The sequence below is a fragment of the Pseudomonas fluorescens genome (genome assembly GCF_900636825.1).
GTDB classification, from domain to species: domain Bacteria; phylum Pseudomonadota; class Gammaproteobacteria; order Pseudomonadales; family Pseudomonadaceae; genus Aquipseudomonas; species Aquipseudomonas fluorescens_BG.
In genome coordinates this window covers 5955238-5977614 of sequence record NZ_LR134318.1, presented here as the reverse complement: position 1 = coordinate 5977614, position 22377 = coordinate 5955238, and the positions used below count along the sequence as shown (strand labels likewise).

Genomic DNA, 22377 nt, shown 5'->3' with positions numbered 1-22377 from the left:
GACCATGTTCTACCGTGAATGTCGCTATTTAATTGGGCATGAACCGAAGCAATCGGCCGACGTCTAACGGCCACTACTGATCAGGAGTTTTTCGATGAACGTTCGTCTGCTGAGTTTGGCGCTGGGTGTGGGTTTGGCTTTACCGGTGGTTGCTCAGGCGCAGATGCTGCAGCCGGGTTTGTGGGAAATGACTTCGAGCAATCTGAAAGTCGATGATCAGGCGATGGATGTGCAATCGATCCTTGGCCAGATCCAGGGGCAGATCACCCCTCAACAGCGCGCCGCACTGGAGAAAAACGGGATCAACATTGGCGGCAAAGGCATCCGCGCCTGCCTCACGCCGGAGCAAGTGGCGACCAATGATATTCCACTGGCGGATCCGCAATCGGGCTGCAAGCAGCAGATCACCGAGCGCACCGGCAACCAATGGAAATTCCGCTTCAGCTGCCCGAAAGCGCAAGGCACCGGCGTGGCGACCTTCCTCAGTGATCGCGAATTCAACACCGTTGCCAACGGGACGTTTAATGCCATCGGGATCAATCAGAAAGGCAGCCTGGAAACTCGCGCGGTGTGGCTGGGCAAAGATTGCGGCACCGTTAAACCCCGCGCGTAAGAAGAACCGTCAGCAGGCTTACGGTTGACTCAACGCTTTGTAGAGAGTGTCGAGGTTGTATTCGAACAGGCCAGTGAACGTGCTGGCCGGACCGTTGGCGGCGAGGGCGTCGGAGTACAACGTGCCACCGATGTGCGCGCCGCTTTCTTCTGCGATCTGCTTGAGCAGGCGCGCGTCCTTGATGTTTTCCATGAACACCGCTTTGACCTTGGCGTGGCGAATCTGCGTAATCAGCGCAGCGACTTCGGCGGCTGAGGGTTCGCGTTCGGTCGACAGGCCCTGCGGCGCCATGAAGTCGATGCCATAGGCCTGACCCAGATAACCGAAGGCATCATGGCTGGTGACGATCTTGCGATTGCCCGGCGGCAGTGAACCGAGCTTGGCCTTGGCCTCCGCGAGCAGCTTGTAGATCTGCTTGAGGTAGGTGGTGCTGTTGCGCTGGTAGTCGGCCTTGTTCGCCGGGTCAGCGGTGATCAATGCTTGGGTGATGTTGGCAACGTACAACTCGGCGTTCGCGAGGTTGTGCCAGGCATGTGGATCGGGAACGCTTTCGCCGTCTTCATCCATTGTGCGAGGAATCACGCCATGGCTGGCGCTGACAACGGTCGCCTTGGTCTCAGTGCTGGTCACCAGCCGATCCAGCCACGGTTCGAATCCGAGGCCATTCTTGATAATCAATTTGGCATGCAGCAGCGCTTTGGCATCGTCCGGTGTCGGCTCGTATGTGTGCGCGTCGGCGTCCGCGCCGACCATATTGGTGATCTGAACATGCTCGCCGCCTACCTGATTGACCATGTCGGCGAGGATGCTGAAGCTGGTCACCACCGGCAATTTCTCCGACGCCCATATAGGCATCGATAACAGCAGGCTGAACAATACAAAAAGAATGCGCATCGGAGAAAACCTCATTAGGACGTGAGCAAGGGCGGGCGGCGCAGCAGACCGTGAACTGGTCCGAACACCACGGAGAGTAAATAACCGGCGCCGGCGACCAGCACGATGGCCGGGCCGCTCGGTAGCGAGTAATAGAACGACAGCAGCAAACCGAACCAGACAGAGAGGCAGCCCATAACCGCGGCGATGGCGATCAGGATCGGCAGGCGCCGACTCCAGAATCGCGACGCCACGGCCGGCAGCATCATCAGTCCGACGACCATCAATGCGCCGATCGCCTGGAAACCGATGACCAGATTGAGCACCACCAAGGTCAGGAACACGCCATGAGCGAGCGGGCCGAGGCGGCTCACCGTTCTCAGAAACAGCGGATCGAGGGTGTCGAGTAGCAACGGTTTGTAGATCAGCGCCATGGCTATCAGGCTGAACGCCGAGACCCATAACATTCCGGTAAGTGTCGGCCCATCAACTGCCAGAGCCGAGCCGAATAGCAGGTGCAATAAGTCGAGCCGTTTGCCGGCAATGCCGAGAATCAGGACGCCGCCGGCCAGGGAAATCGGGTAGATCGCGGCGAGGCTCGCGTCCTCGCGCAAAGCGGTGCGGCGGGTGATCCAGGCGGCAAGCCCGGCCATGCTCAGGCCAGCACCAAGGCCGCCAACTGTGAGCGCGGGCAGGCTTAGGCCGGCGAACCAGAACCCCAACGCAGCCCCCGGCAGGATGCCATGGGCCACCGCATCGCCGATCAGGCTCATCCGGCGCAGAATCAGAAACACTCCGAGCGGTGCGGTGCTGCAGGCCAACACTAATCCGCCAAGCAGCGCTCTGCGCATGAACATGAAGTCGAGGAATGGTTGCCAGAGGTGGGCGACGGCTTGCATCAGGCCACCTGCGCGTGCGGCGTTTGCTCGATCAATTCCGCGCTGGTGCCGAATACGCACTGGCCATGTCTGATCAGCAACGTTTGTGGAATGTGCTGGCGCACGGCGCCGAGGTCGTGGCACACCACGACGAGCGTACGACCTTCGTTCTGCCAAGCATGTATGTGCTGCCAAAGCAGTTGTTGCCCGAGTTCGTCCAGCGCCGCGTGAGGTTCATCGAGAAGAAGGACGGGGGCATCGGTCAGGCTCAATCGGGCGAGCAGGGCGCGTTGCAGCTCTCCCCCGGAAAGGGCGATGAGCGGGCGGTGTTCAAGTCCACTCAGGTGCCAGTTCTCCAGTGCATCCTGCAGACGTTGTGCGCGCAGTTGCGTGGACAGTCGACGACCCCAGAATCCAGCGGCGATCAACTCTTCGAGACTGATCGGAAATTGCCGATCGAGGTGTTGCTGTTGCGGCAAGAAAGACAAGCCACTTTGCCGTGGAACACTGAGGGTCACCTTTCCTGCCAAGGGTTTTTGCAGTCCGGCGATGACCTTCAGCAGGCTGCTTTTGCCGCAGCCGTTCGCGCCGATGACGGCGGTCAAGCTGCCAGCGTCAAGTTCCAGATCAAGAGCTGTGGTCAAGGGCTGGCCGAGCGCGCCCCAACTCAGGGATTGGCATCGGATCATGCTTGTTCACGCTGCCACTGGCTCTCTGCGACAGCGTCATGGGCGTGCAGGCTTTCGGCGTGGATTACCCGCAGGTTGAAGCGCTTGACCCCGGGTGTGCGGCGCAGCGCCAGATTCAATCGGCGGGCGGCGTCTTCGCAGAACATCAGGTTCTGTCCATTTGCGAGGGCGAAGGCTTGCTCGTCTGCACGCTTGACCGCGGTCTGCACGGCAGTACCGAGCGCTGCTTCGGCGTAATTGATGATTACGCCCAGCGGTAATTCATCGATAAATTCGTCGAGGTGCACATTTAGTTGAGCGGTGCTTCGTTGACTGTGCGGCGTGGCGACAATGCCGTTCGATGATCCGAGCCAGGCTAAAACGTCTGCGTGCCGAAGTGAGTGATTGGCGAAATCGGTGATGAATTGCTGCTGGATGAGCTGTCTCGCCAATGCTGCTGAACAAGGGCAAGTGGAGGAATAGGGCACTTCGATCTTTAGTTCCACGTGGAACATCTCATGTTCGAGGCTTGCAGAAATGGTTGTCGGATAAGATTTCCATCCCGCCAAAGGGCTGATCAATGCTGGCCGTTTCAGTAGCAAGTCGGTGTGAATATTCAGGTAAGCCCGGCTCGATAAGCCTTCGTGGCTTTCCAGAAAACGCCTCAATACCTGCTGCAGTAACGAAGGGCAAAGACTCTCCCGTTCGAGCATTTCCAGCTCCAGGTAAAGACGCGACATGTGAATCCCCCGCGCCTCACCGTCATCCAGACTGACTCCAGCATCAGCTTTCGCACTTAACCGTTGCCCTTCCAGCACGACAGGCAAAGCGATGCCGTGCATGCCTACCCATTCGAGGGGCAGCGCATGGCGAGCGGGCTGTACGGCGATATCTGGAAGTGTCAGCGAATTCATGAGCAGAACCATCGTGTTAATTGAATTTGATGTTACATTATAACAATTCAAGTCACGATAGCTTTTTTCATAAAAAGGTTTTCATTGAGAAATTTGCGCCAATTCGCTGCTCTACCGAGAGGATTATCCAATGTCACAAGCGTTACCCGTTACCGTACTTTCAGGATTCCTCGGCGTCGGAAAAAGTACGCTTTTGAATTACGTACTACGTAATCGGCAAGGGCTCCGCGTAGCAGTCATCGTTAACGATATGAGCGAGATCAACATCGATGGCAGCGAAGTCCAGCGTAATGTGAGCCTGAACCGTTCAGAAGAAAAAATCGTCGAAATGAGCAATGGCTGTATCTGTTGTACGTTACGCGAGGATCTTCTACTGGAAGTCAGCAAACTCGCCGCTGAAGGACGCTTCGATTATCTGTTGATCGAATCCACAGGGATCTCCGAGCCGCTGCCGGTCGCCGAGACGTTCACCTTCCGCGATGAACACGGGCAAAGCCTTTCCGACGTTGCGCGTCTGGACACCATGGTCACCGTCGTCGACGGCACGAATTTCCTGCCCGACTACCAAGCTGCGGAAGATCTTGCTTCTCGTGGACAAATCCTCGGTGAAGAAGATGAGCGCTCGATCACTGACCTGTTGATCGAGCAGATCGAATTCGCAGACGTGCTGTTGATCAGCAAGATTGATTTGATCAGCCAGGCCGAGCGGGATGAGCTGATGGCGATCTTGAGACGCCTCAATGCGCAAGCCGAGATCACTCCAATGGTGATGGGTGAAGTGCCGTTGGAGAAAATCCTCAATACCGGCCGTTTCGATTTCGAACGGGCTGCGCAAGCGCCAGGCTGGCTGAAAGAGCTGCGCGGTGAACATGTGCGGAGACCGAAGAGTACGGCATCGCTTCTACCGCCTACCGCGCGCGTCGGCCGTTTCACCCGCAACGTTTTTTCAGCTTTATCGACCGTCCTTGGCTGAACGGCAAGTTGCTGCGATCCAAAGGCTTCTTCTGGCTGGCGAGTAAACCCACGGATGCCGGTAGCTGGTCGCAGGCGGGCGGTTTGATGCGCCATGGTTTTGCCGGACGCTGGTGGCGTTTCGTACCAAAAAACCAATGGCCGCAGGATCAGGAAAGCAACGCAGCGATCATGGAAAACTGGGCGCCGAGCGTAGGAGATTGTCGCCAGGAGCTGGTGTTCATTGGCCAGAACATCGATTTCTCGCAACTGTTCGCAGAATTGGACGGCTGCCTGCTGACCGATGAAGAAATGGCGCTCGGGGTCGAAGGCTGGCGATTGTTGCCGGATCCATTCGGCCCATGGCACGAGGACGCCGCATGATGCGCAAGCCTGAGCAGATAACGACGCGCAGCCAACACCAAGGCCCGTCGCCTGAAGCGCTGACGCGGATTCTCGACGATGACATCAACCTCGCGGTTTGGCAGCGGCAACTGCCACTGCACGTCAGCGAGTTTGCTTACTTGGTCCTGTCGCTCAACGAACCGTTGGCCGAATCAGTGTGTCTGGAGTTGCCCGACGAGGACGCTGAGCCTGATCTGGCCGGACTGGCTTCGGGATTGCGTGACCTGCAGGGTTACGAAGGTTTTATCGCCGACCTGAAATGGCTGGTCAGCGCCTTTGCCTGCTTGCTCGGCGCCAAGCGCATCGGACTGCGTCTGCGGGTACTGGATAAAGCCATGTGCCCGCGTTTCCACGTTGATCATGTGCCGGTGCGTTTAATCACCACCTACTCGGGTGCCGGTAGCGAGTGGCTCAAGGAAGGGGCGATGGATCGTCAGCAACTGGGGCAGGCCAACGCTGAGCCGCACGTGCAGATCCAGCAACTCGACAGCGGTGACGTCGCGCTGTTGAAGGGCGAAAAGTGGCTAAGCAATGAAGGCTTTGGTTTGATTCATCGCTCGCCGCAACCCGCCATGGGCGAGCGGCGTCTGATCCTGACCCTCGATTGGCTTGGCTGATGCCTCAAGGTTTACGCCACGAGCCCTGGCTCTGGCCCTCGCAATAAGGCTTCAAATACGCCGCGTCGGTGGCTACGCCGTAATAGTGGATGTCCTGGCGATAAGGCATATTGGCGACCTGCGCGTTGCTGCACACGCCGAATGCGCCGCTCGGGCATTGGTCGACGAATTGCACTTCGACTTTCTGCCCGGCGAGAGTCGGTTGGCAGAAGCCGTCGGTGAACAGTTTCTGCGGAATATTGCGGTTCTGCTGACAGACTTTCACATCGAGCCGCTCGCCCTGGCTATGCACCAGGCAAGCCTGGGCGCACGCTTCGCTCGACAGCAGCGCCAACAGCAACGACCATCCCCTCCAACGCATCTCTCAATCTCCAAGAAAGCTTCCAGCCATGTTGCAGAACATTCCTACGCATGTCATTGCTGGCCCTTTGGGCGCTGGCAAGACCAGCCTGATTCGCCAGCTCATGGCTCAGCGCCCGGCCGGTGAACGTTGGGCGGTGCTGATCAATGAGTTCGGCCAGATCGGTCTCGATGCCGCGCTGCTGACGTCCGATACCGATGGTATCGCATTGGGCGAGGTGGCCGGCGGCTGCCTGTGTTGCGTCAATGGCGCGCCGTTCCAGATCGGCCTCGGGCGTTTGTTACGCAAAGCGCGACCGGATCGCCTGTTCATCGAACCGTCCGGACTGGGCCATCCGGCTCAGTTGCTCAAGCAGTTGAGCAAGGCGCCATGGCTGGGTGCGCTGGCGGTTCAGCCGTGTGTGCTGGTGCTGGACGCGCAGTCGCTGCGAGCCGGAAAGGCATTACCGGCGGCGCAGCAGGAAGCGTTGGCCAATGCCGGTCTATTGATTTTGAACAAGGCTGAAGATCTTGATGACGCCGCGAGGCGGACCATCGCCCGAGCGTTGCCGCCAGTCAGGCTGAACTGGACGCATCAAGCGTATCTGCCGCTCGGCGAATTGCCGGGTCTGGCCACGCAAGCCGTAGTCGGCGTGGATAATCTCGTGGTACCGACAGGACTCGGGCAAATTCCGGCGGTCTGGAGTGATCCGACGCTGCCGATTTGCTTGAGTCATGCGCAGGAGGGCGGCTGGAGTGTCGGTTGGTGCTGGCATCCAGGGCAGACATTCGATAAGCAGCGTATTGCTGACTGGCTGATAAGCCTCGATTGGCAGCGGGCGAAACTGGTCATCCATGGCGTCGAGGGCTGGGTCTCGGCGAATGCTCTGGAAAATGCAGAGCTGAATTGGCAGGCCAGTGAATGGCGGAAAGATTCGCGGATCGAGCTGATCTTTACGCGGGCGCAGGATATTGAGGCGTTGCAGCGAGGGTTATCGGGATGTCGGGAAAGTTAGATCAAAAGATCGCAGCCTTCGGCAGCTCCTAGAGGGGGATTTATTTACAACCTGTAGGAGCTGCCGAAGGCTGCGATCTTTTGATCTTTAAGGCTTCCACTTCGTATGCTCTTGCCGCCACTGGCTCAGCTCGACGACTTGCGCCCGCGGCTTGTGCACCTCGACCACTGGCGGCGTATCGTCGAAAGGGGCCGGGTAGGGCGCGAGCTCGATTTGCGCACTGTGGGCGCCAAATTGGGTGATGGTGCCGTTGTGGCGAGTTTCGCCGGTCACTGTGAACTCGAAATTGTAGACCCGCGCCAGTCGTCGGCGACCGCTGGCGTCCTTGATGAACGCGATTTTTTTTAGCGCGACGTTGTCGTCGAGCAGCTCGACACGCACGTTCAGACAATGCTGTTTGACCCGCTCCAGCGCTCGTTCGCGCAAGCCGTGGTTGTGCCATAGCCATGCGCCAGCGGCGGCGAACAGCATCAGCACAAAGATGTTTTCGAGGCTCAGCATCAACATCGGACTCCCAAAGATAGCGTCAGCTTAACTGCCTCGCCGGTCTGTCGTACAGGCTGCGTTTCGTCGCATACTGCGCGGCTTGAATTTCAATCGTTTTACGGAATGACCCGAATGAAACGTACGCCTCATCTGCTCGCCATTCAGTCCCACGTCGTGTTCGGCCATGCCGGCAACAGCGCGGCGGTTTTTCCGATGCAGCGGGTCGGGGTTAATGTCTGGCCGCTCAATACCGTGCAATTTTCCAATCACACCCAGTACGGCCAGTGGGCCGGCGAAGTGTTGCCGCCGCAGCAGATTCCCGAGCTGGTCGAAGGCATCGCCGCCATTGGCGAGCTGGGCAACTGCGATGCGGTGCTCTCCGGTTATCTGGGCAGTGCAGCGCAAGGGCGGGCGATTCTCAGCGGCGTCGAGCGGATCAAGTCGGTCAATCCCAAGGCGCTGTATCTGTGCGATCCGGTGATGGGGCACTTCGAAAAAGGCTGCAGCGTGCCGAGCGAGGTCAGCGATTTTCTTCTCCAAGAGGCGGCGGCAGTTGCGGACATCATGTGCCCCAACCAGTTGGAACTCGACAGCTTCGCCGGGCGCAAGCCACAGTCATTGTTCGATTGCCTGGCGATGGCGCGGGGACTGTTGGCGCGCGGGCCAAAAGCGGTGCTGGTCAAGCATCTGGATTACCCGGGCAAACCCGCCGATGGCTTCGAGATGCTGTTGGTGACGGCCGAGGGCAGTTGGCATTTGCGCCGGCCATTGCTGGCGTTCCCGCGTCAGCCGGTGGGCGTGGGTGATCTGACGTCCGGCCTGTTTCTGGCGCGGGTGCTGTTGGGTGATAGCCTGCTGGCAGCGTTCGAATTTACCGCAGCGGCGGTGCATGAAGTGCTGCTGGAGACCCAGGCGTGCGCCAGCTATGAGTTGCAATTGATACGCGCGCAGGACCGGATCGCGCATCCCCGAGTGAAGTTCGAGGCGACGGCGATCAGTTTGTAATCGCATTATCGGTCAGAAAAGATCGCAGCCTGCGGCAGCTCCTACAGGGTTTGCATTCCCGTGCAGGAGCTGCCGCAGGCTGCGATTTTTTTCTTATGCGTCGCCCTTGATCTCCTGATAACGCTTTTCCAGCTCCTGACGAATCTGCCGGCGCTGCTGCGCCTGCATGTAGCGGCGCTTGTCTTCACTGTTCTGCGGTTGCAGAGGTGGCACCGGTGCCGGTTTGCGCTGGTCATCAACCGCGACCATGGTGAAGAAACAACTGTTGGTGTGGCGCACGGAGCGTTCGCGAATGTTCTCGGTCACCACCTTGATGCCGACTTCCATCGAGGTATTGCCAGTGAAGTTGACTGAAGCGAGGAAAGTTACCAGTTCGCCGACATGGATCGGCTCGCGGAAAATCACCTGATCCACCGACAGGGTCACCACATAGCGACCGGCATAACGGCTCGCACAGGCGTAGGCCACTTCGTCGAGATATTTGAGCAGGGTACCGCCGTGGACATTGCCAGAGAAGTTGGCCATGTCGGGGGTCATCAGTACCGTCATCGACAGCTGGGCGTTTCCGGGTTCCATAACGTTCTCACGGATCAAGGCTGATTGCAGGAAGCACCTCTGCGGGTGCCTGGTCGCTTTTCAAAAAGCACCGTTATCGGGACGCCGGGCGACGGGCCGCCGTCACGCCGGCAGCGATCTGTTTCCATATATTGCACCGGCTTCCAGATGGAAGTCGCGGTGTTAACCTGCGAAAGCCCTGCCTGAAGGCAACTCCCACATCAAAAGCGGATTTTTACCCTGCTCGCGCAGATCTTTCTGACGTCTGTCCGTGAGCCTCGTTATCAAGGAGCCCACACCATGCATGCCATCAGTTTTATTCAGGATCTGGCAGTGATCATGCTGGTCGCAGGTGTGGTGACCGTGCTTTTTCACCGATTCAAGCAACCGGTGGTGCTCGGCTATATCGTTGCCGGCTTCATCATCGGCCCGCACACCCCGCCGTTCGGGCTGATCCACGATGAAGAAACCATCAAGACCCTCGCCGAGCTGGGGGTGATTTTTCTGATGTTCTGTCTCGGCCTTGAGTTCAGCCTGCGCAAGCTGTTCAAGGTCGGCGCGACGGCGTTTATTGCAGCGTTTCTCGAAATCACCCTGATGATCTGGATCGGCTATGAAATCGGCCGCTGGTTCGACTGGAACACCATGGATTCGCTGTTCCTTGGCGCGATTCTGGCGATCTCTTCGACCACCATCATCGTCAAAGCGCTCAATGATCTGAAGATGAAGAACGAGCGCTTCGCTCAGTTGATCTTCGGCGTATTGATCGTCGAAGACATCCTTGGAATCGGCATTATCGCGTTGCTCTCGAGCATCGCCGTCAGTGGCACGGTCAGCTCGGGCGAAGTGTTTTCCACAGTCGGCAAGCTGTCGCTGTTCATGGTCGTCGCGCTGGTCATCGGCATCCTGTTGGTGCCGCGCCTGCTGGCCTATGTGGCGAAATTCGAAAGCAACGAGATGCTGCTGATCACTGTGCTCGGCCTGTGTTTCGGCTTTTGCCTGCTGGTGGTCAAGCTTGAATACAGCATGGTTCTCGGCGCATTCCTGATCGGCGCGATCATGGCCGAATCGCGGCAACTGCTGAAAATCGAGCGCCTGATCGAGCCGGTTCGCGACCTGTTCAGCGCTATCTTCTTTGTTGCCATCGGGCTGATGCTGGATCCGCTGATCCTCGTCGAGTACGCCTGGCCGATCGCCGTAATTACCGTAGCCGTGGTGCTGGGCAAAATGGTGTCTTGCGGCCTCGGCGCTTTTATTGCCGGTAACGACGGACGCACCTCGCTGCGGGTTGGCATGGGTCTGTCACAGATCGGCGAATTTTCCTTCATCATCGCTGCGTTGGGCATGACGCTGCAGGTCACCAGCAACTTCCTTTATCCAGTCGCCGTGGCGGTCTCGGTGATTACCACGCTGCTGACACCGTACCTGATTCGCGCGGCGGATCCGTTATCGATCAAGCTCTCGGCGGCGGTGCCCAAGCGGCTCGGCCGGGTGCTGGGCATGTACGGCGAATGGCTGCGCAGTATTCAGCCGCAAGGTGAAGGCGCGATGCTGGCGTCGATGATCCGGCGGATTCTCTTGCAGGTCGGGGTCAATCTCGCACTGGTGATCGCGATCTTCTTCGCCGGCGCGTATTTCGCCGAGCGCATTTCGCTGTGGTTGCAGGACTGGATCGGCGATCCCGGCTGGCAGAAGGCGCTGATCTGGGGCGGTGCGCTGCTGGTGTCGCTGCCTTTCCTGATTGCGGCTTATCGCAAGCTAAAGGCGCTGTCGATGCTGTTGGCGGAATTGGGCGTGAAGCCGGAGATGGCCGGGCGTCACACGCAGCGAGTACGCCGGGTGATCGCCGAAGTGATCCCCATCCTCTCGCTGCTGGTGATTTTCCTGCTGTTGGCGGCCCTGTCGGCCAGTATTCTGCCGACCAACGAACTGCTGATGCTGATCGCGGTAGTCGCCGCCGCTGTGGCGGCGCTGCTCTGGCGCTGGTTCATCCGCGTGCATACGCGGATGCAGGTGGCCTTGCTGGAAACCCTCGACAACCACAACGAATCGTCGGGGCATTGACCACCTGGGGCGTCTGGCGGTTCAGCTTTCCAGCCAGACGTCCCGTGCCCAGTGCCACACCGATTCCCAGGTTTCTTCGGCAATCAGTTCTTCCTCGGCCTGCCACAGCACTACGGTGCCGTCTTCTTCGACACAGTAATAGTCATCGCCGTCCTGACAGATCGGGATCAAGCTGCGATCAACACCGACATCCCACGCATTCGCTGCGACGTCCGGCAAATAGGTGTGCGATTGCGGGTCAGTGACGGTCACGGGTTCGAGGCTGCCGTAGACCACATCGCTGACGGTCAGCAAAAATTCTTTGAAAACAAATGGAATGTCGATGAACAGTTGTTCTTCGATTTCGACCAGCAGGTCTTCGTCAGGCAACTCCAATGGAACCGGTACGGGTTCGTTGGCTTCACGCAGTTGTTCGATGATTTCTTCCACGTCCGGGATCCTCTTGCTTGAATGGCGCGGTTTATATGGGCCGGTTTATACAGTAGCTCGCTATAGATGCAACCGTGAAATAGAAAACCCCAGCCGAGGCTGGGGTTTTTTTACAACAAGTGAAACGCGTCGGGGATCAGCCGTTCTGGCGGATACCGGCGACCAGCCAAGGCTGGTTCTCGCCCTGCGGACGGTCCATGTTCCAGCTTTCGCTGAACACTTCGCCCTGGTCGAAACGCGAAGTCTTCGACACGCCAGTGAAAGTCAGCGTGGCGATGGTCTTGTCGGCACGATCGTCGACGCCGTCCAGCTGCACCTGCAGGTTGTCGATGTAAGTGGACTGGAAGCCGTCGCCCAGATCCGCACGCTCACGCTTGAGGAAGTCGAGCATTTGCGGGGTCACGAACTCGGCGATTTTGTCCATTTCGTTGGCATCCCAGTGCTGCTGCAGCGACTGGAAGTGGCTGCGCGCAGCTTCAAGGAAGTTCTGCTCGTTGAACCACGCCGGTGCGTTGATCACCGGACGGGCGGCAACCGGAGCAGCCGAACCGCCGAAGATCGAACCCATGGCCGCAGGCTTCTGCTCGAACACTTCACGCTGCATTGGCGCGCCGGCCGGAGCAAATTGCGCCTGCTGCTTGCGACGACGGGCGGCGATGAAGCGGAAGATCACGAACGCGATGACCGCCATGATCAGGATGTCGAAGATCTGCATGCCCTGGAAGCCGCCGCCCATGAACATGGAAGCGAGCAGGCCACCGGCGGCGATACCGGCCAGAGGGCCCAGCCATTTCGAGGCACCGCCGGCCTTGGCCGCAGCGCCAGCGGCACCGGCAGCACCTGCGGTCGCTGCTGCGCCGCCTGCGCCTGAAGAAGGAGCCATTTGGCTGGTCTGGTGCGTCGGCGCAGCGCCGGCGCTTTTGCCACCACCAAAGCGCTTGGCGTTGGCGTCGAGGCTCATCGTCAGGCCGATGCACAACGCCATGGCGATGCTAAGAAAACGTTTCATAAAGGGTATTCCCGTTTTGTGGAGACACGCGCGCCATGTTGCACAGCTGAAGTGTTACTGGCTAGCGAGAGAGTGTTTCGGGCTTTTGCCTGACAGGTTGCGTTCAGCTTGGTAAGGCAATCAGCCGATGTACTTTTGTCTGTAGGAAAAGGCGATAGGTTCAGACGGATAGTTGCTCTATGCGCCGGACAACCTGTGGGAGCGAGCCTGCTCGCGATGGCGGCGTGTCAGACAACTGAATGCTTGATGACACACCGCTTTCGCGAGCAGGCTCGCTCCCACATGGGTTCTGCGTTGGGCTTTAGATGGCTTCCAGCTTGGCGTAGCCGAGCATCAGCCATTTGCTGCCTTCGCCGAAGTTCACCTGCACTCGAGCCTGGGCGCCGGAGCCTTCGAAGTTGAGAATCACGCCCTCGCCGAAGATCGAATGGCGTACAGCCTGACCCAGCACCAAACCGGTCTCCGGAATCTCGCTGCCGCTGAACAGATTGCTGCCGCTCATCGACTGATTGCCGCCGAATGGTCGGCTGACGCTGTTCGACAGGCGCACTTCCTGGATCAGGCCTTTCGGCACTTCGCGAACGAAACGCGAGACCTTGTTGTAGGTTTCGCTGCCGTAGAGACGGCGAGTCTCCGCGTAGGTCATCACCAGATTCTGCATCGCCCGCGTAATGCCGACGTAAGCCAGGCGCCGTTCCTCCTCAAGACGCCCCGGCTCTTCCAGGCTCATCTTGTGCGGGAACAGGCCTTCTTCCATGCCCACGAGAAACACGTACGGGAATTCCAGACCCTTGGCGCTGTGCAGCGTCATCAGTTGAATACTGTCTTCGTGTTCGTCAGCCTGCGTATCACCCGCCTCCAGCGAAGCATGGCCGAGGAACGCTGCCAACGGCGTCAGCTCTTCGTCGTCTTCGGTGTTCTCGAAGTTGCGCGCAGCGCTGACCAGTTCTTCAAGGTTTTCTACGCGGGCCTGGCCTTTTTCGCCTTTTTCCGCTTCGTGATATGCGATGAGGCCGGATTGCTCGATGACGGTTTGGGTCATCAGATGCAGCGGCATTTCGGCGCACTTGGCGGCAAGGTTTTCGATCAGCTCGATAAACGCACCGAGCGCCCCGGCCGCGCGACCGGTCAGGCCTTTATTGGCGACCAGTTGGCGCATCGCCTCCCACATCGACACATCGCTGTGGCGCGCGTGTTCGCGAATCGCCTCGACGGTTTTCTCGCCGATACCGCGCGCCGGAACATTGATCACCCGCTCCAGCGCCGCGTCGTTGCCGCGACCTTCGAGCAGACGCAGGTAAGCCATGGCGTTCTTGATTTCCGCGCGTTCGAAGAAGCGCTGACCACCGTAGATGCGGTATGGGATGCGCTCGCGCAGCAAAGCCTCCTCCAACACGCGCGATTGGGCGTTGGAGCGGTACAGAATTGCGATATCGCTGCGGGCCAAGCCGGTTTTCAGCGCGCTTTCGATGGTTTCGACAACGTAGCGTGCTTCATCATGTTCGTTGAACGCGGCGTACAGATTGATCGCTTCGCCGTCGCCGCCATCAGTCCACAACTCTTTGCCGAGACGCCCGGTATTGTTGGCGATCAGGGCGTTGGCAGCCTTGAGAATGCCGGCGGTGGAGCGGTAATTCTGCTCCAGACGAATCGTCTCGGAGTCCGGGAAGTCCGAGGAGTACTGATGGATATTCTCGATCTTCGCGCCGCGCCAGCCGTAAATCGACTGGTCGTCGTCGCCGACCACCATCAGGCTGTCGCCGCCCTTGCCGAGCAGACGCAACCAGGCGTACTGCACGGCGTTGGTGTCCTGGAACTCGTCGACCAGAATATGCCGGAAGCGTTTCTGATAATGCGCCAGCAGGCCCGGGTGATCGCGCCACAGATCGAGAGCGCGCAGCAGCAGTTCGGAGAAATCGATCACGCCGGCACGCAGGCACGCCGCCTCGTAAGCCTCGTAGATACCGCGCATGGTGGCCAGGAACAGGTCGCCACTGGCTTGAATGTGTTGCGGACGCAGACCTTCGTCTTTTTGCCCGTTGATGAACCATTGCGCCTGACGCGCCGGCCAGCGTTGCTCGTCCAGCCCCAGCTCGCGGATCACCCGCTTGACCAGCCGTTGCTGGTCGTCGCTGTCGAGAATCTGGAAAGTCTGGCTCAGGCCCGCTTCCTGCCAGTGCGCGCGCAACAAGCGGTGTGCGAGGCCGTGGAAGGTGCCGACCCACATGCCGGCCGGGTTGATACCCAGCAACTGCTCGATGCGATGACGCATCTCGGCAGCGGCCTTGTTGGTGAAGGTCACCGACAGAATGGAGTGGGGCGAGGCGTTTTCGACCTGGATCAACCAGGCGATACGGTGCACCAGCACTCGGGTTTTACCGGAACCGGCGCCGGCCAGGACCAACTGACGGCCAACGGGGGCTGCTACAGCCTGGCGTTGGGCATCGTTGAGGGAGTTCAGCAGAAGGGAGAGATCATCGCGCATCGCAGCATTCTAGGGTGCGCCGCAGGCCCGGGCAAACCGTGCGTTGCATTAGCCGATGAAAGTGTTGTCGATGACGACCGGTCGGTCACTGGCTGCAGGCTTCGGCCCGTCTCGCTTGTGGGGGCGGGACGATGCCGAAGCAGTGGAAATTATCGCTGGAAATCTGATCTGCAGCAGTTTGGCATCGGGATCGGCTTGTGTATGCTCCGTGCACGTTTCGGGCGCACGCCCTCCTTATAAGAACAAGAACGTTGCCCATGACCCTCAGCGCCGAACTGTCGGGCCCCTCCGTGGATCCCCGGGTTATCCGCAAACACTACGCCGTCGAGATGGCGGTCGAGCGCACGCGGCTGCTTTATCAAGGCTCGCTGTTGCCCACCCTGTTCATGTTGATCAATGGTCTGGTCTGCGCCGGTTTGCTCTGGAGTCCGCAGCGATATTTCGTGGTCAGCGTCTGGCTGGTGTGGTTGCTTTCACTGGTCGCGTTGCGGGTGATTCAGGTGGCCGCGTTCGATTCGGCGATCCCCGATCGCCAGGCCCAGCCGATCTGGCGGCAGATGTTTCTGCTGGGGTCGACGATGACCGGTCTGACCCTCGCCGGCGCCGGTATCGCGCTGGTGCCCGCCGATAATTTCATTCAACAAGCCTGGGTGTTTGGCCTGATCGGCGCCGCGACCTTATCGGCGAGCGTTGCCTATGCGGTAAGCCTGCCGGCATTTCTGTCATTCACATTGCCCTGTCTGCTACCCGCGATCGGCTACCTGTTCTGGGGCGGTGATGAACTGGCGCGCGGCTGGGGCTGGCTCGGGCTGATTTTATTGGGGTCGTTGAGCGTGGTCGCCTGGCAGGTCAATCGACTGATTGATCGCGGCTTGCTGCGGCGCTTTCAGAATCAGCATTTGATCGAGCATTTGCAGCAGACCCAGGCGCGCGGTGAGCTGCTCAATCAGGCACTGGCCAAGGAAATCGAACAGCGGCGCTGCGCCGAAGGAAAGCTGCGCGAAGCGCAGATCGAGCTCGAAGATCGTGTCGCCCAGCGCAGCCGTGAGCTGGACGCTGCCAGTCAGGCCTTGAGCAAAAGCGAAGCGCGCCTGGCGCTGGCCTTGAAGGCCAGTGAATTGGGGCTGTGGGACTGGAATCTGCAGACTGACGAAGTTCACCATACGCAGATTCAGGAGCTGTTCGGCCTCGCGCCGGAGTACGTCACGGCGCTGCTGCGCGACCTTACACCGCGGCTGCATCCCGAAGACGTGCCGTCACTCAAGTTTGCCCTGGTCGAGCACCTGAAGGGGCGCACGGAGGATTATCAGGTCGAATACCGCCTGCGCCATGGCGACGGACACTGGGTCTGGATCGAAGACCGTGGTCGTGCCGTGGAGCGCAGCGACAGCGGCCGGGTGATCCGCATGGTCGGCACCCGTCGCGATATCAGCGCCAGCAAGAACGTGGAAGAGCAGCAGCGTCTGGCAGCCACGGTGTTCGAAGCGGCCAGCGAAGGCATCGTGATTCTTGACCCGGACTACGCGCTCATCGCGATCAACCAAGCGTTCAGCCGCGTGACCGGCTATGACATCGACGACATGCTCGGGCGCAATGTCGTCGAGCTGCCGTGCAGCCGGGATGCGCGCCGCCATTACGTTGCCATCCGCCAGGCACTGCAGCAACACGGCACCTGGCAAGGCGAATTGGTGGAAACCCGCAAGAACGGCGAGCTGTATCCGCAGTGGCTGCAGCTCAACGCGGTGCGCGATAATCGGGGAAATGTCAGCCATATCGTGGGCTTCTTCGCCGATCTGTCAGCGCGCCGCGAATCCGAAGAGCGCATGCGCTACCTGACGCACTATGACGAACTCACCGGGCTGGCCAATCGCTCGCTGTTTCGCGAGCGCCTGCACGAAGCGCATCAACGGGTAAGGCAGGGCGGGCGGCGCAGCCTGGCGCTGCTGCACATCAATCTGGATCGCTTCAAGTTGCTCAACGACAGTCTCGGCCACGAAGTCGCTGACCAGTTGCTGCAGAAGATGGCTCGCCGGCTGGTGAACGCCTTGCCGGAAGCCGACACCATCGCGCGTTTGTCTGGCGATGAATTTGCTGTGCTGTTCGATGCATACGGCAATCTGTCGAGTCTGGCGCGCGTCGCCACGCGCTTGTCGGCGAAGCTGCGCTTGCCGTTGACGGTCGACGGGCACGAACTGGTGGTCAGTGCCTCGATGGGCATCAGCCTGTTGCCGGACAACGCCCGGGAAATTGCCGCGCTGATCAGCCAGTCGAACATGGCCATGCAACACGCCAAGCATCTGGGCGGCAACAATTTCCAGTTCTACACCGAGAGCTTGCAGGCCAGCACCCTTGAACGTTTGCAGCTGGAAAACCAGCTGCGCAAAGCCATCGAAGACAAGCAGCTCAAGGTGTTCTACCAGCCGAAACTGTGCCTGCAAACCGGTCGGCTGAATGCCGCAGAGGCATTGGTGCGCTGGGATCACCCGACCATGGGGCAGGTGCCGCCAAGCGACTTCATCGGGCTGGCTGAAGAGACCGGGCTGATCGGCCCGATCGGTGAATTCGTCCTGCGTCAGGCGTGCTGGCAAGCGTGCGAATGGCAACGGCAGGGGCTGGCGCCGATCCGCGTTTCGGTGAACCTGTCGGTACATCAACTGCGTCAGGGAAAACTGGTCAGTCTGGTGCGGCAGGTGCTGGAAGAAACCGGACTCGCGCCGCATTATCTTGAGCTTGAGCTGACCGAGAGCCAGTTGCTCGACAGCGTTGAACACATCATCGCGACCTTCCAGCAACTGCGCGATCTGGGGGTGAAACTGGCCATCGATGATTTCGGCACCGGCTATTCCTCGTTGAGTTACCTCAAGCGCATTCCGGTGGATTACGTGAAGATCGATCAGGCATTCATTCGTGGTTTGAGCGAGGGCAGCGCGGACGCGGCGATCACGCGGGCGATCATCGCCATGGCCCATGGGCTGTCATTGAAAGTCGTGGCGGAGGGTGTTGAGCGCCAGGATCAGCTGGAATTCCTGCGCGTCGAGCGTTGCGATGAAGTGCAAGGCTATCTGATCAGTCGGCCGATAGAAGCGAGCGCTCTGGCCGGGGTTTTGCGCGAGCAGACAAATCCGCTTTAAGGGCTACATGGACTTTACGGTCCCGGTTATGGGGACATCGAGTTACGCATTGAGCAGGCAAAATGCCCATTCATGTAGTATAACTACAAGCTTGCTACATCCTCGCCCACAAGAAGAGTCCAGCCCCTTGAATCTGCTGCAACACATTGCCCAGTCACGTCACCTGTTACGCAAGTCGGAGCTCAAGGTCGCCGACCACGTGCTGCTTGACCCTGCGGCGGTGATGCACAGTTCCATGGCCGATCTGGCCCACAGTGTCGGCATCAGCGAGCCGACCATCGTGCGTTTCTGTCGCGCGATCGGCTGTTCCGGGTTTCAGGATCTGAAACTCAAACTGGCGCAAAGCCTGGCCGCCGGTGCCAGTTTTGGCCAGTTCGCGATCCACGAAGACGACTCGGTCGCCGATTACAGCCTGAAGATTTTCGACACCACGTTGCACACCCTGATGGAGGTTCGCGAGAAACTCGATCCGGTCGAGTTGCAGCGCGCGGTGACGCTGATGTCGCAGGCGCAGCGTGTCGAGTTCTACGGTTTCGGTGCCTCTGGCGCGGTGGCCGCGGATGCGCAGCACAAGTTCTTCCGTTTATTGCTGACTGCGGCGGCATACTCCGATCCGCACATGCAGGCAATGTCGGCGGTGACGTTGAAGCCTACCGACGTAGCCATCTGTATTTCCCAGTCGGGGCGCTCCAAGGACTTGCTGATCACTGCGAATCTGGTGCGTGAGAGCGGGGCGTCGTTGATCACGCTGTGCCCGAGCCAGACACCGTTGGCTGAGCTGTCGACCGTCAATCTGGCGATCGATGTGCATGAAGACACTGAAATCTATACGCCGCTGACCTCGCGCATTGCGCATCTGGTGGTGATTGATGTGTTGGCGATGGGCGTGGCGATGGCGCGTGGGCCGAGTCTGGTTAATCACCTGAAGAGCGTGAAGCGCAGTTTGCGTAGCCTGCGCCTGTCGCCCAAGGCTGCCAAAGCTCTGGATGACTAAGATCAAAAGATCGCAGCCTGCGGCAGCTCCTACACAGTCAATGTAGGAGCTGCCAGAGGCTGCGATCTTTTGCTTTTTTGCCGACAACTTTCATCAAACCGTCATCCCCCACGCCTATCGTGAAACTCCCGTCATCGCCTTGGGAGACTCGAAATGGCTCAGCCTTACGAAGAACGCAACAGCGCCGCGAAAACCCGCCGTCAGCAGGAAGATCAGCGCCGCATGGGATTTCGCCGCGCTATCGAAGATCGCTTCGAGCTTCGCCAGCTTCAAGCTGAAATCGGTGACTTTGCCGATATCACTCACTGGCAGGCAGCGCCCGCAGCTTCCCGTCGAAGCGCTCAACCAGCGCGCTGATCTGCACGCGCTCGCTGCGGATAAACGCCAGGAAGGCGTGCGCCACCGGTGACAAGCGTTTGGCTTTGGCTTGCACCAGGCACCAGCTACGGAACAGCGGCAATTCCTCGACCGGCAGCTCGACAAGTCCGCCGGTCGCCAGCTCCAGGTTCAGGGCGTGGCGCGTCAACAGCGCCAGGCCCAGACCCGCCAGCACGCATTCGCGTTGGGCTTCGGCGGAGGCCACTTCCTGAGTCTGGGTGAAATGCACGCGCTTCTCTTTGAAATATTCCTCGCAGGCCATTCGCGTACCTGATCCCGGCTCGCGAATCAGCAGCGTGTAAGGTTCCAGATCCTGCAAGCGCAATGGGCCCATATGCGCGAGCGGATGATCCGGGCGCGCCACCGCCACGATCGGGTTATTCAGGAACGGCAGGAATTCCAGGCCCATGTCCTGCGGCACCATCGACATGATCACCAGATCGTCGCGGTTATCGGAAAGCCGTCGAATGACCTGGCCGCGGTTGACCACCGTCAGTTGCAGATTCACTTCCGGATGTTGGCGCTTGAACGCAGCGAACAGATGCGGAACGAAATATTTGGCGCTGGACTCGATCGCCAGTTTGAGTTGGCCTTGCAGCGAACCTTGCATGTCCGAAAGCTGCATATCGAGGTTTTCCAGTCGCCCGAATATGTCCCGACTGGCGCGCTGAAGTGCCTCAGCGGCTTCGGTCATGTAGAGTTTTTTGCCGACGTAATCGAATAATGGCTGGCCGATCAGCTCTTCGAGCTGGCGAATCTGCAAGCTGACGGCCGGCTGTGTCAGGGACATTTCCTCTGCGGCGCGGCTGTATGAGCGCAGATCGCACACCTCGTTGAAGATCTGCAACTGACGCAATGTCATACGCATCAAGGACTTACGCATTTTATTCGGGCTCTTCGCGCGGTGGATGTCTCAACTATAAGTCTTTGCTTATGCCTGACCCAATTTTTATTCATTTTTGTTAATCCCTCATGAGCGCTAGTGTTGCCCTGCGACCAAATTGAAACATTTGGTCACGCGTCGACCTGGCAATGACAGGTCGTGGTGCCACCGGCTCAAGGGAACCTCCAAGTGATAACAAAGATCCTGATCGCCAACCGTGGTGAGATTGCCGTACGAATCGTGCGGGCCTGCGCCGAAATGGGCATTCGCTCGGTTGCGATTTTTTCCGACGCCGACCGCCATGCCTTGCATGTGAAGCGTGCGGACGAGGCCCACAGTATCGGTGCCGAGCCCCTGGCCGGTTACCTGAACCCGCGCAAGCTGGTGAATCTGGCCGTGGAAACCGGATGCGACGCACTGCACCCCGGTTACGGTTTCCTTTCGGAAAACGCCGAACTGGCCGAGATCTGCGCCGAGCGCGGGATCAAGTTCATTGGCCCATCGGCGGAAGTCATCCGGCGCATGGGCGACAAGACCGAAGCGCGCCGTAGCATGATCAAGGCTGGCGTACCGGTGACGCCGGGCACCGAAGGCAATGTCGCCGACATCGAAGAAGCCTTGGCAGAAGGCGACCGTATCGGCTATCCGGTGATGCTCAAGGCAACTTCCGGGGGTGGTGGTCGCGGCATTCGGCGCTGCAACAGCCGCGAAGAACTCGAACAGAATTTCCCTCGGGTGATTTCCGAAGCCACCAAGGCGTTCGGTTCGGCGGAAGTGTTTTTGGAAAAATGCATTGTCAATCCCAAGCACATCGAAGCGCAGATTCTCGGCGACAGTTTTGGCAACGTCGTGCACCTGTTTGAGCGTGACTGCTCGATTCAGCGTCGCAACCAGAAGCTGATCGAAATCGCCCCGAGCCCGCAACTGACCCCGGAACAGCGCGCCTACATTGGCGACCTGTCCGTGCGTGCAGCCAAAGCCGTGGGTTACGAGAACGCTGGCACCGTGGAGTTTCTGCTCGCCGAAGGCGAGGTGTACTTCATGGAGATGAACACCCGGGTGCAGGTGGAACACACCATCACCGAAGAAATCACCGGGATCGACATCGTCCGCGAACAGATTCGCATCGCCTCCGGCCTGCCGCTGTCGGTGAAACAGGAAGACATTCAGCACCGTGGTTTCGCGTTGCAGTTCCGCATCAATGCCGAAGACCCGAAGAACAATTTTCTGCCGAGCTTCGGCAAGATCACCCGTTACTACGCTCCCGGTGGCCCGGGCGTGCGCACCGACACAGCGATCTACACCGGCTACACCATCCCGCCGTTCTACGACTCGATGTGCCTGAAGCTGGTGGTCTGGGCGCTGACTTGGGAAGAGGCGATGGACCGTGGCCTGCGCGCCCTCGACGACATGCGTCTGCAAGGCGTGAAAACCACTGCCGCGTACTACCAGGAAATCCTGCGCAACCCGGAATTCCGCAGCGGTCAGTTCAATACCAGCTTCGTTGAAAGCCACCCTGAACTGACCAATTACTCGATCAAGCGCAAACCCGAAGAGCTGGCCCTGGCCATCGCCGCCGCCATCGCCGCCCACGCAGGCCTATGAATGAAACAGCTGCGAGCTTTTAGCTGCAAGCGGCAAGTAAAAGCAGATTGGCTTTTTCTTGCAGCTCGTAACTTGAAGC

The 22377-nt window shown here is 59.2% G+C and carries 20 protein-coding genes and 1 pseudogene; 10 read left to right on the top strand and 11 right to left on the bottom strand.

Annotation, left to right across the window (positions count from 1 at the left end):
- Positions 1-94 precede the first annotated feature (94 nt).
- The gene (locus EL257_RS27390; protein WP_126367864.1) at positions 95-613 is read left to right on the top strand and encodes a DUF3617 domain-containing protein; all 519 of its coding nucleotides are present in this window, start codon (positions 95-97) and stop codon (positions 611-613) included.
- Positions 614-631: 18 nt separating this feature from the next.
- On the opposite strand, the gene EL257_RS27385 is transcribed toward EL257_RS27390, so the two are convergent.
- From EL257_RS27385 to folE2, 4 genes are read right to left on the bottom strand one after another with little or no spacing between them, the layout of a single operon-like run.
- Positions 632-1507, bottom strand: coding sequence for a metal ABC transporter substrate-binding protein (locus tag EL257_RS27385; protein ID WP_126367862.1), 876 nt, complete (start codon positions 1505-1507; stop codon positions 632-634).
- Between the two features lie 14 nt (positions 1508-1521).
- The gene (locus EL257_RS27380) at positions 1522-2385 is read right to left on the bottom strand and encodes a metal ABC transporter permease (protein WP_126367860.1); all 864 of its coding nucleotides are present in this window, start codon (positions 2383-2385) and stop codon (positions 1522-1524) included.
- Positions 2385-3053 (bottom strand): metal ABC transporter ATP-binding protein, encoded by a 669-nt coding sequence (locus EL257_RS27375; RefSeq protein ID WP_126367858.1) that lies wholly within the window; start codon positions 3051-3053, stop codon positions 2385-2387. Before EL257_RS27375 ends, EL257_RS27380 begins: the two co-directional genes overlap by 1 nt.
- Complete coding sequence (gene folE2 / locus EL257_RS27370) at positions 3050-3946, bottom strand: GTP cyclohydrolase FolE2 (protein ID WP_126367856.1); 897 nt, start codon at positions 3944-3946, stop codon at positions 3050-3052. The genes EL257_RS27375 and folE2 overlap by 4 nt, the downstream gene beginning before the upstream one ends.
- A 130-nt stretch (positions 3947-4076) precedes the next feature.
- Here folE2 and zigA point away from each other — a divergent pair.
- A pseudogene (zigA, locus tag EL257_RS27365) lies at positions 4077-5281 on the top strand (zinc metallochaperone GTPase ZigA).
- A complete protein-coding gene (locus EL257_RS27360; RefSeq protein ID WP_126367854.1) occupies positions 5278-5919 on the top strand; it encodes a DUF1826 domain-containing protein in 642 nt (213 codons plus the stop codon). The pseudogene zigA and the gene EL257_RS27360 overlap by 4 nt, the downstream one beginning before the upstream one ends.
- 4 nt (positions 5920-5923) lie before the next feature.
- On the opposite strand, the gene EL257_RS27355 is transcribed toward EL257_RS27360, so the two are convergent.
- Complete coding sequence (locus tag EL257_RS27355; RefSeq protein ID WP_126367852.1) at positions 5924-6280, bottom strand: NADH:ubiquinone oxidoreductase; 357 nt, start codon at positions 6278-6280, stop codon at positions 5924-5926.
- Positions 6281-6308: 28 nt separating this feature from the next.
- On the opposite strand from EL257_RS27355, the gene EL257_RS27350 reads away from it, so the two are divergent.
- Positions 6309-7274, top strand: coding sequence for a CobW family GTP-binding protein (locus tag EL257_RS27350; RefSeq protein ID WP_126367850.1), 966 nt, complete (start codon positions 6309-6311; stop codon positions 7272-7274).
- An 87-nt stretch (positions 7275-7361) separates the two neighbouring features.
- Here EL257_RS27350 and EL257_RS27345 read toward each other — a convergent pair whose 3' ends face one another.
- Complete coding sequence (locus tag EL257_RS27345) at positions 7362-7775, bottom strand: DUF3301 domain-containing protein (RefSeq protein ID WP_126367848.1); 414 nt, start codon at positions 7773-7775, stop codon at positions 7362-7364.
- A 117-nt stretch (positions 7776-7892) separates the two neighbouring features.
- Between EL257_RS27345 and pdxY the strand changes: the two genes are divergently transcribed.
- On the top strand, positions 7893-8765 hold the full coding sequence (pdxY, locus tag EL257_RS27340) for a pyridoxal kinase PdxY (RefSeq protein ID WP_126367846.1): 873 nt from the start codon (positions 7893-7895) through the stop codon (positions 8763-8765).
- Between the two features lie 93 nt (positions 8766-8858).
- Here the strand turns inward: pdxY and EL257_RS27335 are convergent, their stop codons facing one another.
- Positions 8859-9341, bottom strand: a complete 483-nt coding sequence (locus EL257_RS27335; protein WP_126367844.1) for an acyl-CoA thioesterase — start codon at positions 9339-9341, stop codon at positions 8859-8861.
- A 279-nt stretch (positions 9342-9620) separates the two neighbouring features.
- Here EL257_RS27335 and EL257_RS27330 point away from each other — a divergent pair, with 279 nt between their 5' ends.
- Positions 9621-11384: a cation:proton antiporter gene (locus EL257_RS27330; RefSeq protein WP_126367842.1), complete on the top strand. Its 1764-nt coding sequence runs from the start codon at positions 9621-9623 to the stop codon at positions 11382-11384.
- 21 nt (positions 11385-11405) lie between these two features.
- Here EL257_RS27330 and EL257_RS27325 read toward each other — a convergent pair whose 3' ends face one another.
- From EL257_RS27325 to uvrD, 3 genes are all read right to left on the bottom strand, one after another.
- Positions 11406-11813 carry an SMI1/KNR4 family protein gene (locus EL257_RS27325; RefSeq protein ID WP_038359443.1) on the bottom strand — a complete coding sequence of 136 codons (408 nt, stop codon included), beginning with the start codon at positions 11811-11813 and terminating at the stop codon, positions 11406-11408.
- 136 nt (positions 11814-11949) lie between these two features.
- Positions 11950-12822 (bottom strand): Tim44 domain-containing protein, encoded by an 873-nt coding sequence (locus EL257_RS27320; protein WP_126367840.1) that lies wholly within the window; start codon positions 12820-12822, stop codon positions 11950-11952.
- Positions 12823-13123: 301 nt separating this feature from the next.
- Positions 13124-15307: a DNA helicase II gene (uvrD, locus tag EL257_RS27315; protein ID WP_126367838.1), complete on the bottom strand. Its 2184-nt coding sequence runs from the start codon at positions 15305-15307 to the stop codon at positions 13124-13126.
- 257 nt (positions 15308-15564) lie between these two features.
- Here uvrD and EL257_RS27310 point away from each other — a divergent pair, with 257 nt between their 5' ends.
- From EL257_RS27310 to EL257_RS27300, 3 genes are all read left to right on the top strand, one after another.
- Positions 15565-18438: a putative bifunctional diguanylate cyclase/phosphodiesterase gene (locus EL257_RS27310; RefSeq protein WP_126367836.1), complete on the top strand. Its 2874-nt coding sequence runs from the start codon at positions 15565-15567 to the stop codon at positions 18436-18438.
- A gap of 127 nt (positions 18439-18565) precedes the next feature.
- Positions 18566-19432 (top strand): transcriptional regulator HexR, encoded by an 867-nt coding sequence (gene hexR / locus EL257_RS27305; protein ID WP_007912071.1) that lies wholly within the window; start codon positions 18566-18568, stop codon positions 19430-19432.
- 153 nt (positions 19433-19585) lie between these two features.
- Positions 19586-19789: a PA3496 family putative envelope integrity protein gene (locus EL257_RS27300; protein WP_126367834.1), complete on the top strand. Its 204-nt coding sequence runs from the start codon at positions 19586-19588 to the stop codon at positions 19787-19789.
- On the opposite strand, the gene EL257_RS27295 is transcribed toward EL257_RS27300, so the two are convergent.
- Positions 19731-20693: a LysR family transcriptional regulator gene (locus tag EL257_RS27295; RefSeq protein WP_126367832.1), complete on the bottom strand. Its 963-nt coding sequence runs from the start codon at positions 20691-20693 to the stop codon at positions 19731-19733. The two genes, EL257_RS27300 and EL257_RS27295, sit on opposite strands and share 59 nt — an antisense overlap.
- A gap of 189 nt (positions 20694-20882) precedes the next feature.
- Between EL257_RS27295 and EL257_RS27290 the strand changes: the two genes are divergently transcribed.
- Positions 20883-22298 carry an acetyl-CoA carboxylase biotin carboxylase subunit gene (locus tag EL257_RS27290; protein WP_126367830.1) on the top strand — a complete coding sequence of 472 codons (1416 nt, stop codon included), beginning with the start codon at positions 20883-20885 and terminating at the stop codon, positions 22296-22298.
- Positions 22299-22377: the final 79 nt, after the last annotated feature.

Excerpts from the sequence above, each read along its gene's own strand:
- uvrD (WP_126367838.1), bottom strand. The coding sequence starts at position 15,307 with ATGCGCGATGATCTCTCCCTTCTGCTGAACTCCCTCAACGATGCCCAA.
- EL257_RS27350 (WP_126367850.1), top strand. The coding sequence starts at position 6,309 with ATGTTGCAGAACATTCCTACGCATGTCATTGCTGGCCCTTTGGGCGCT.
- EL257_RS27390 (WP_126367864.1), top strand. The coding sequence starts at position 95 with ATGAACGTTCGTCTGCTGAGTTTGGCGCTGGGTGTGGGTTTGGCTTTA.
- EL257_RS27295 (WP_126367832.1), bottom strand. The coding sequence starts at position 20,693 with ATGCGTAAGTCCTTGATGCGTATGACATTGCGTCAGTTGCAGATCTTC.
- EL257_RS27375 (WP_126367858.1), bottom strand. The coding sequence starts at position 3,053 with ATGATCCGATGCCAATCCCTGAGTTGGGGCGCGCTCGGCCAGCCCTTG.
- EL257_RS27380 (WP_126367860.1), bottom strand. The coding sequence starts at position 2,385 with ATGCAAGCCGTCGCCCACCTCTGGCAACCATTCCTCGACTTCATGTTC.
- EL257_RS27360 (WP_126367854.1), top strand. The coding sequence starts at position 5,278 with ATGATGCGCAAGCCTGAGCAGATAACGACGCGCAGCCAACACCAAGGC.
- EL257_RS27355 (WP_126367852.1), bottom strand. The coding sequence starts at position 6,280 with ATGCGTTGGAGGGGATGGTCGTTGCTGTTGGCGCTGCTGTCGAGCGAA.
- EL257_RS27330 (WP_126367842.1), top strand. The coding sequence starts at position 9,621 with ATGCATGCCATCAGTTTTATTCAGGATCTGGCAGTGATCATGCTGGTC.
- EL257_RS27310 (WP_126367836.1), top strand. The coding sequence starts at position 15,565 with ATGACCCTCAGCGCCGAACTGTCGGGCCCCTCCGTGGATCCCCGGGTT.
- EL257_RS27335 (WP_126367844.1), bottom strand. The coding sequence starts at position 9,341 with ATGGAACCCGGAAACGCCCAGCTGTCGATGACGGTACTGATGACCCCC.
- pdxY (WP_126367846.1), top strand. The coding sequence starts at position 7,893 with ATGAAACGTACGCCTCATCTGCTCGCCATTCAGTCCCACGTCGTGTTC.
- EL257_RS27345 (WP_126367848.1), bottom strand. The coding sequence starts at position 7,775 with ATGCTGAGCCTCGAAAACATCTTTGTGCTGATGCTGTTCGCCGCCGCT.
- EL257_RS27300 (WP_126367834.1), top strand. The coding sequence starts at position 19,586 with ATGGCTCAGCCTTACGAAGAACGCAACAGCGCCGCGAAAACCCGCCGT.
- EL257_RS27385 (WP_126367862.1), bottom strand. The coding sequence starts at position 1,507 with ATGCGCATTCTTTTTGTATTGTTCAGCCTGCTGTTATCGATGCCTATA.
- folE2 (WP_126367856.1), bottom strand. The coding sequence starts at position 3,946 with ATGAATTCGCTGACACTTCCAGATATCGCCGTACAGCCCGCTCGCCAT.
- EL257_RS27320 (WP_126367840.1), bottom strand. The coding sequence starts at position 12,822 with ATGAAACGTTTTCTTAGCATCGCCATGGCGTTGTGCATCGGCCTGACG.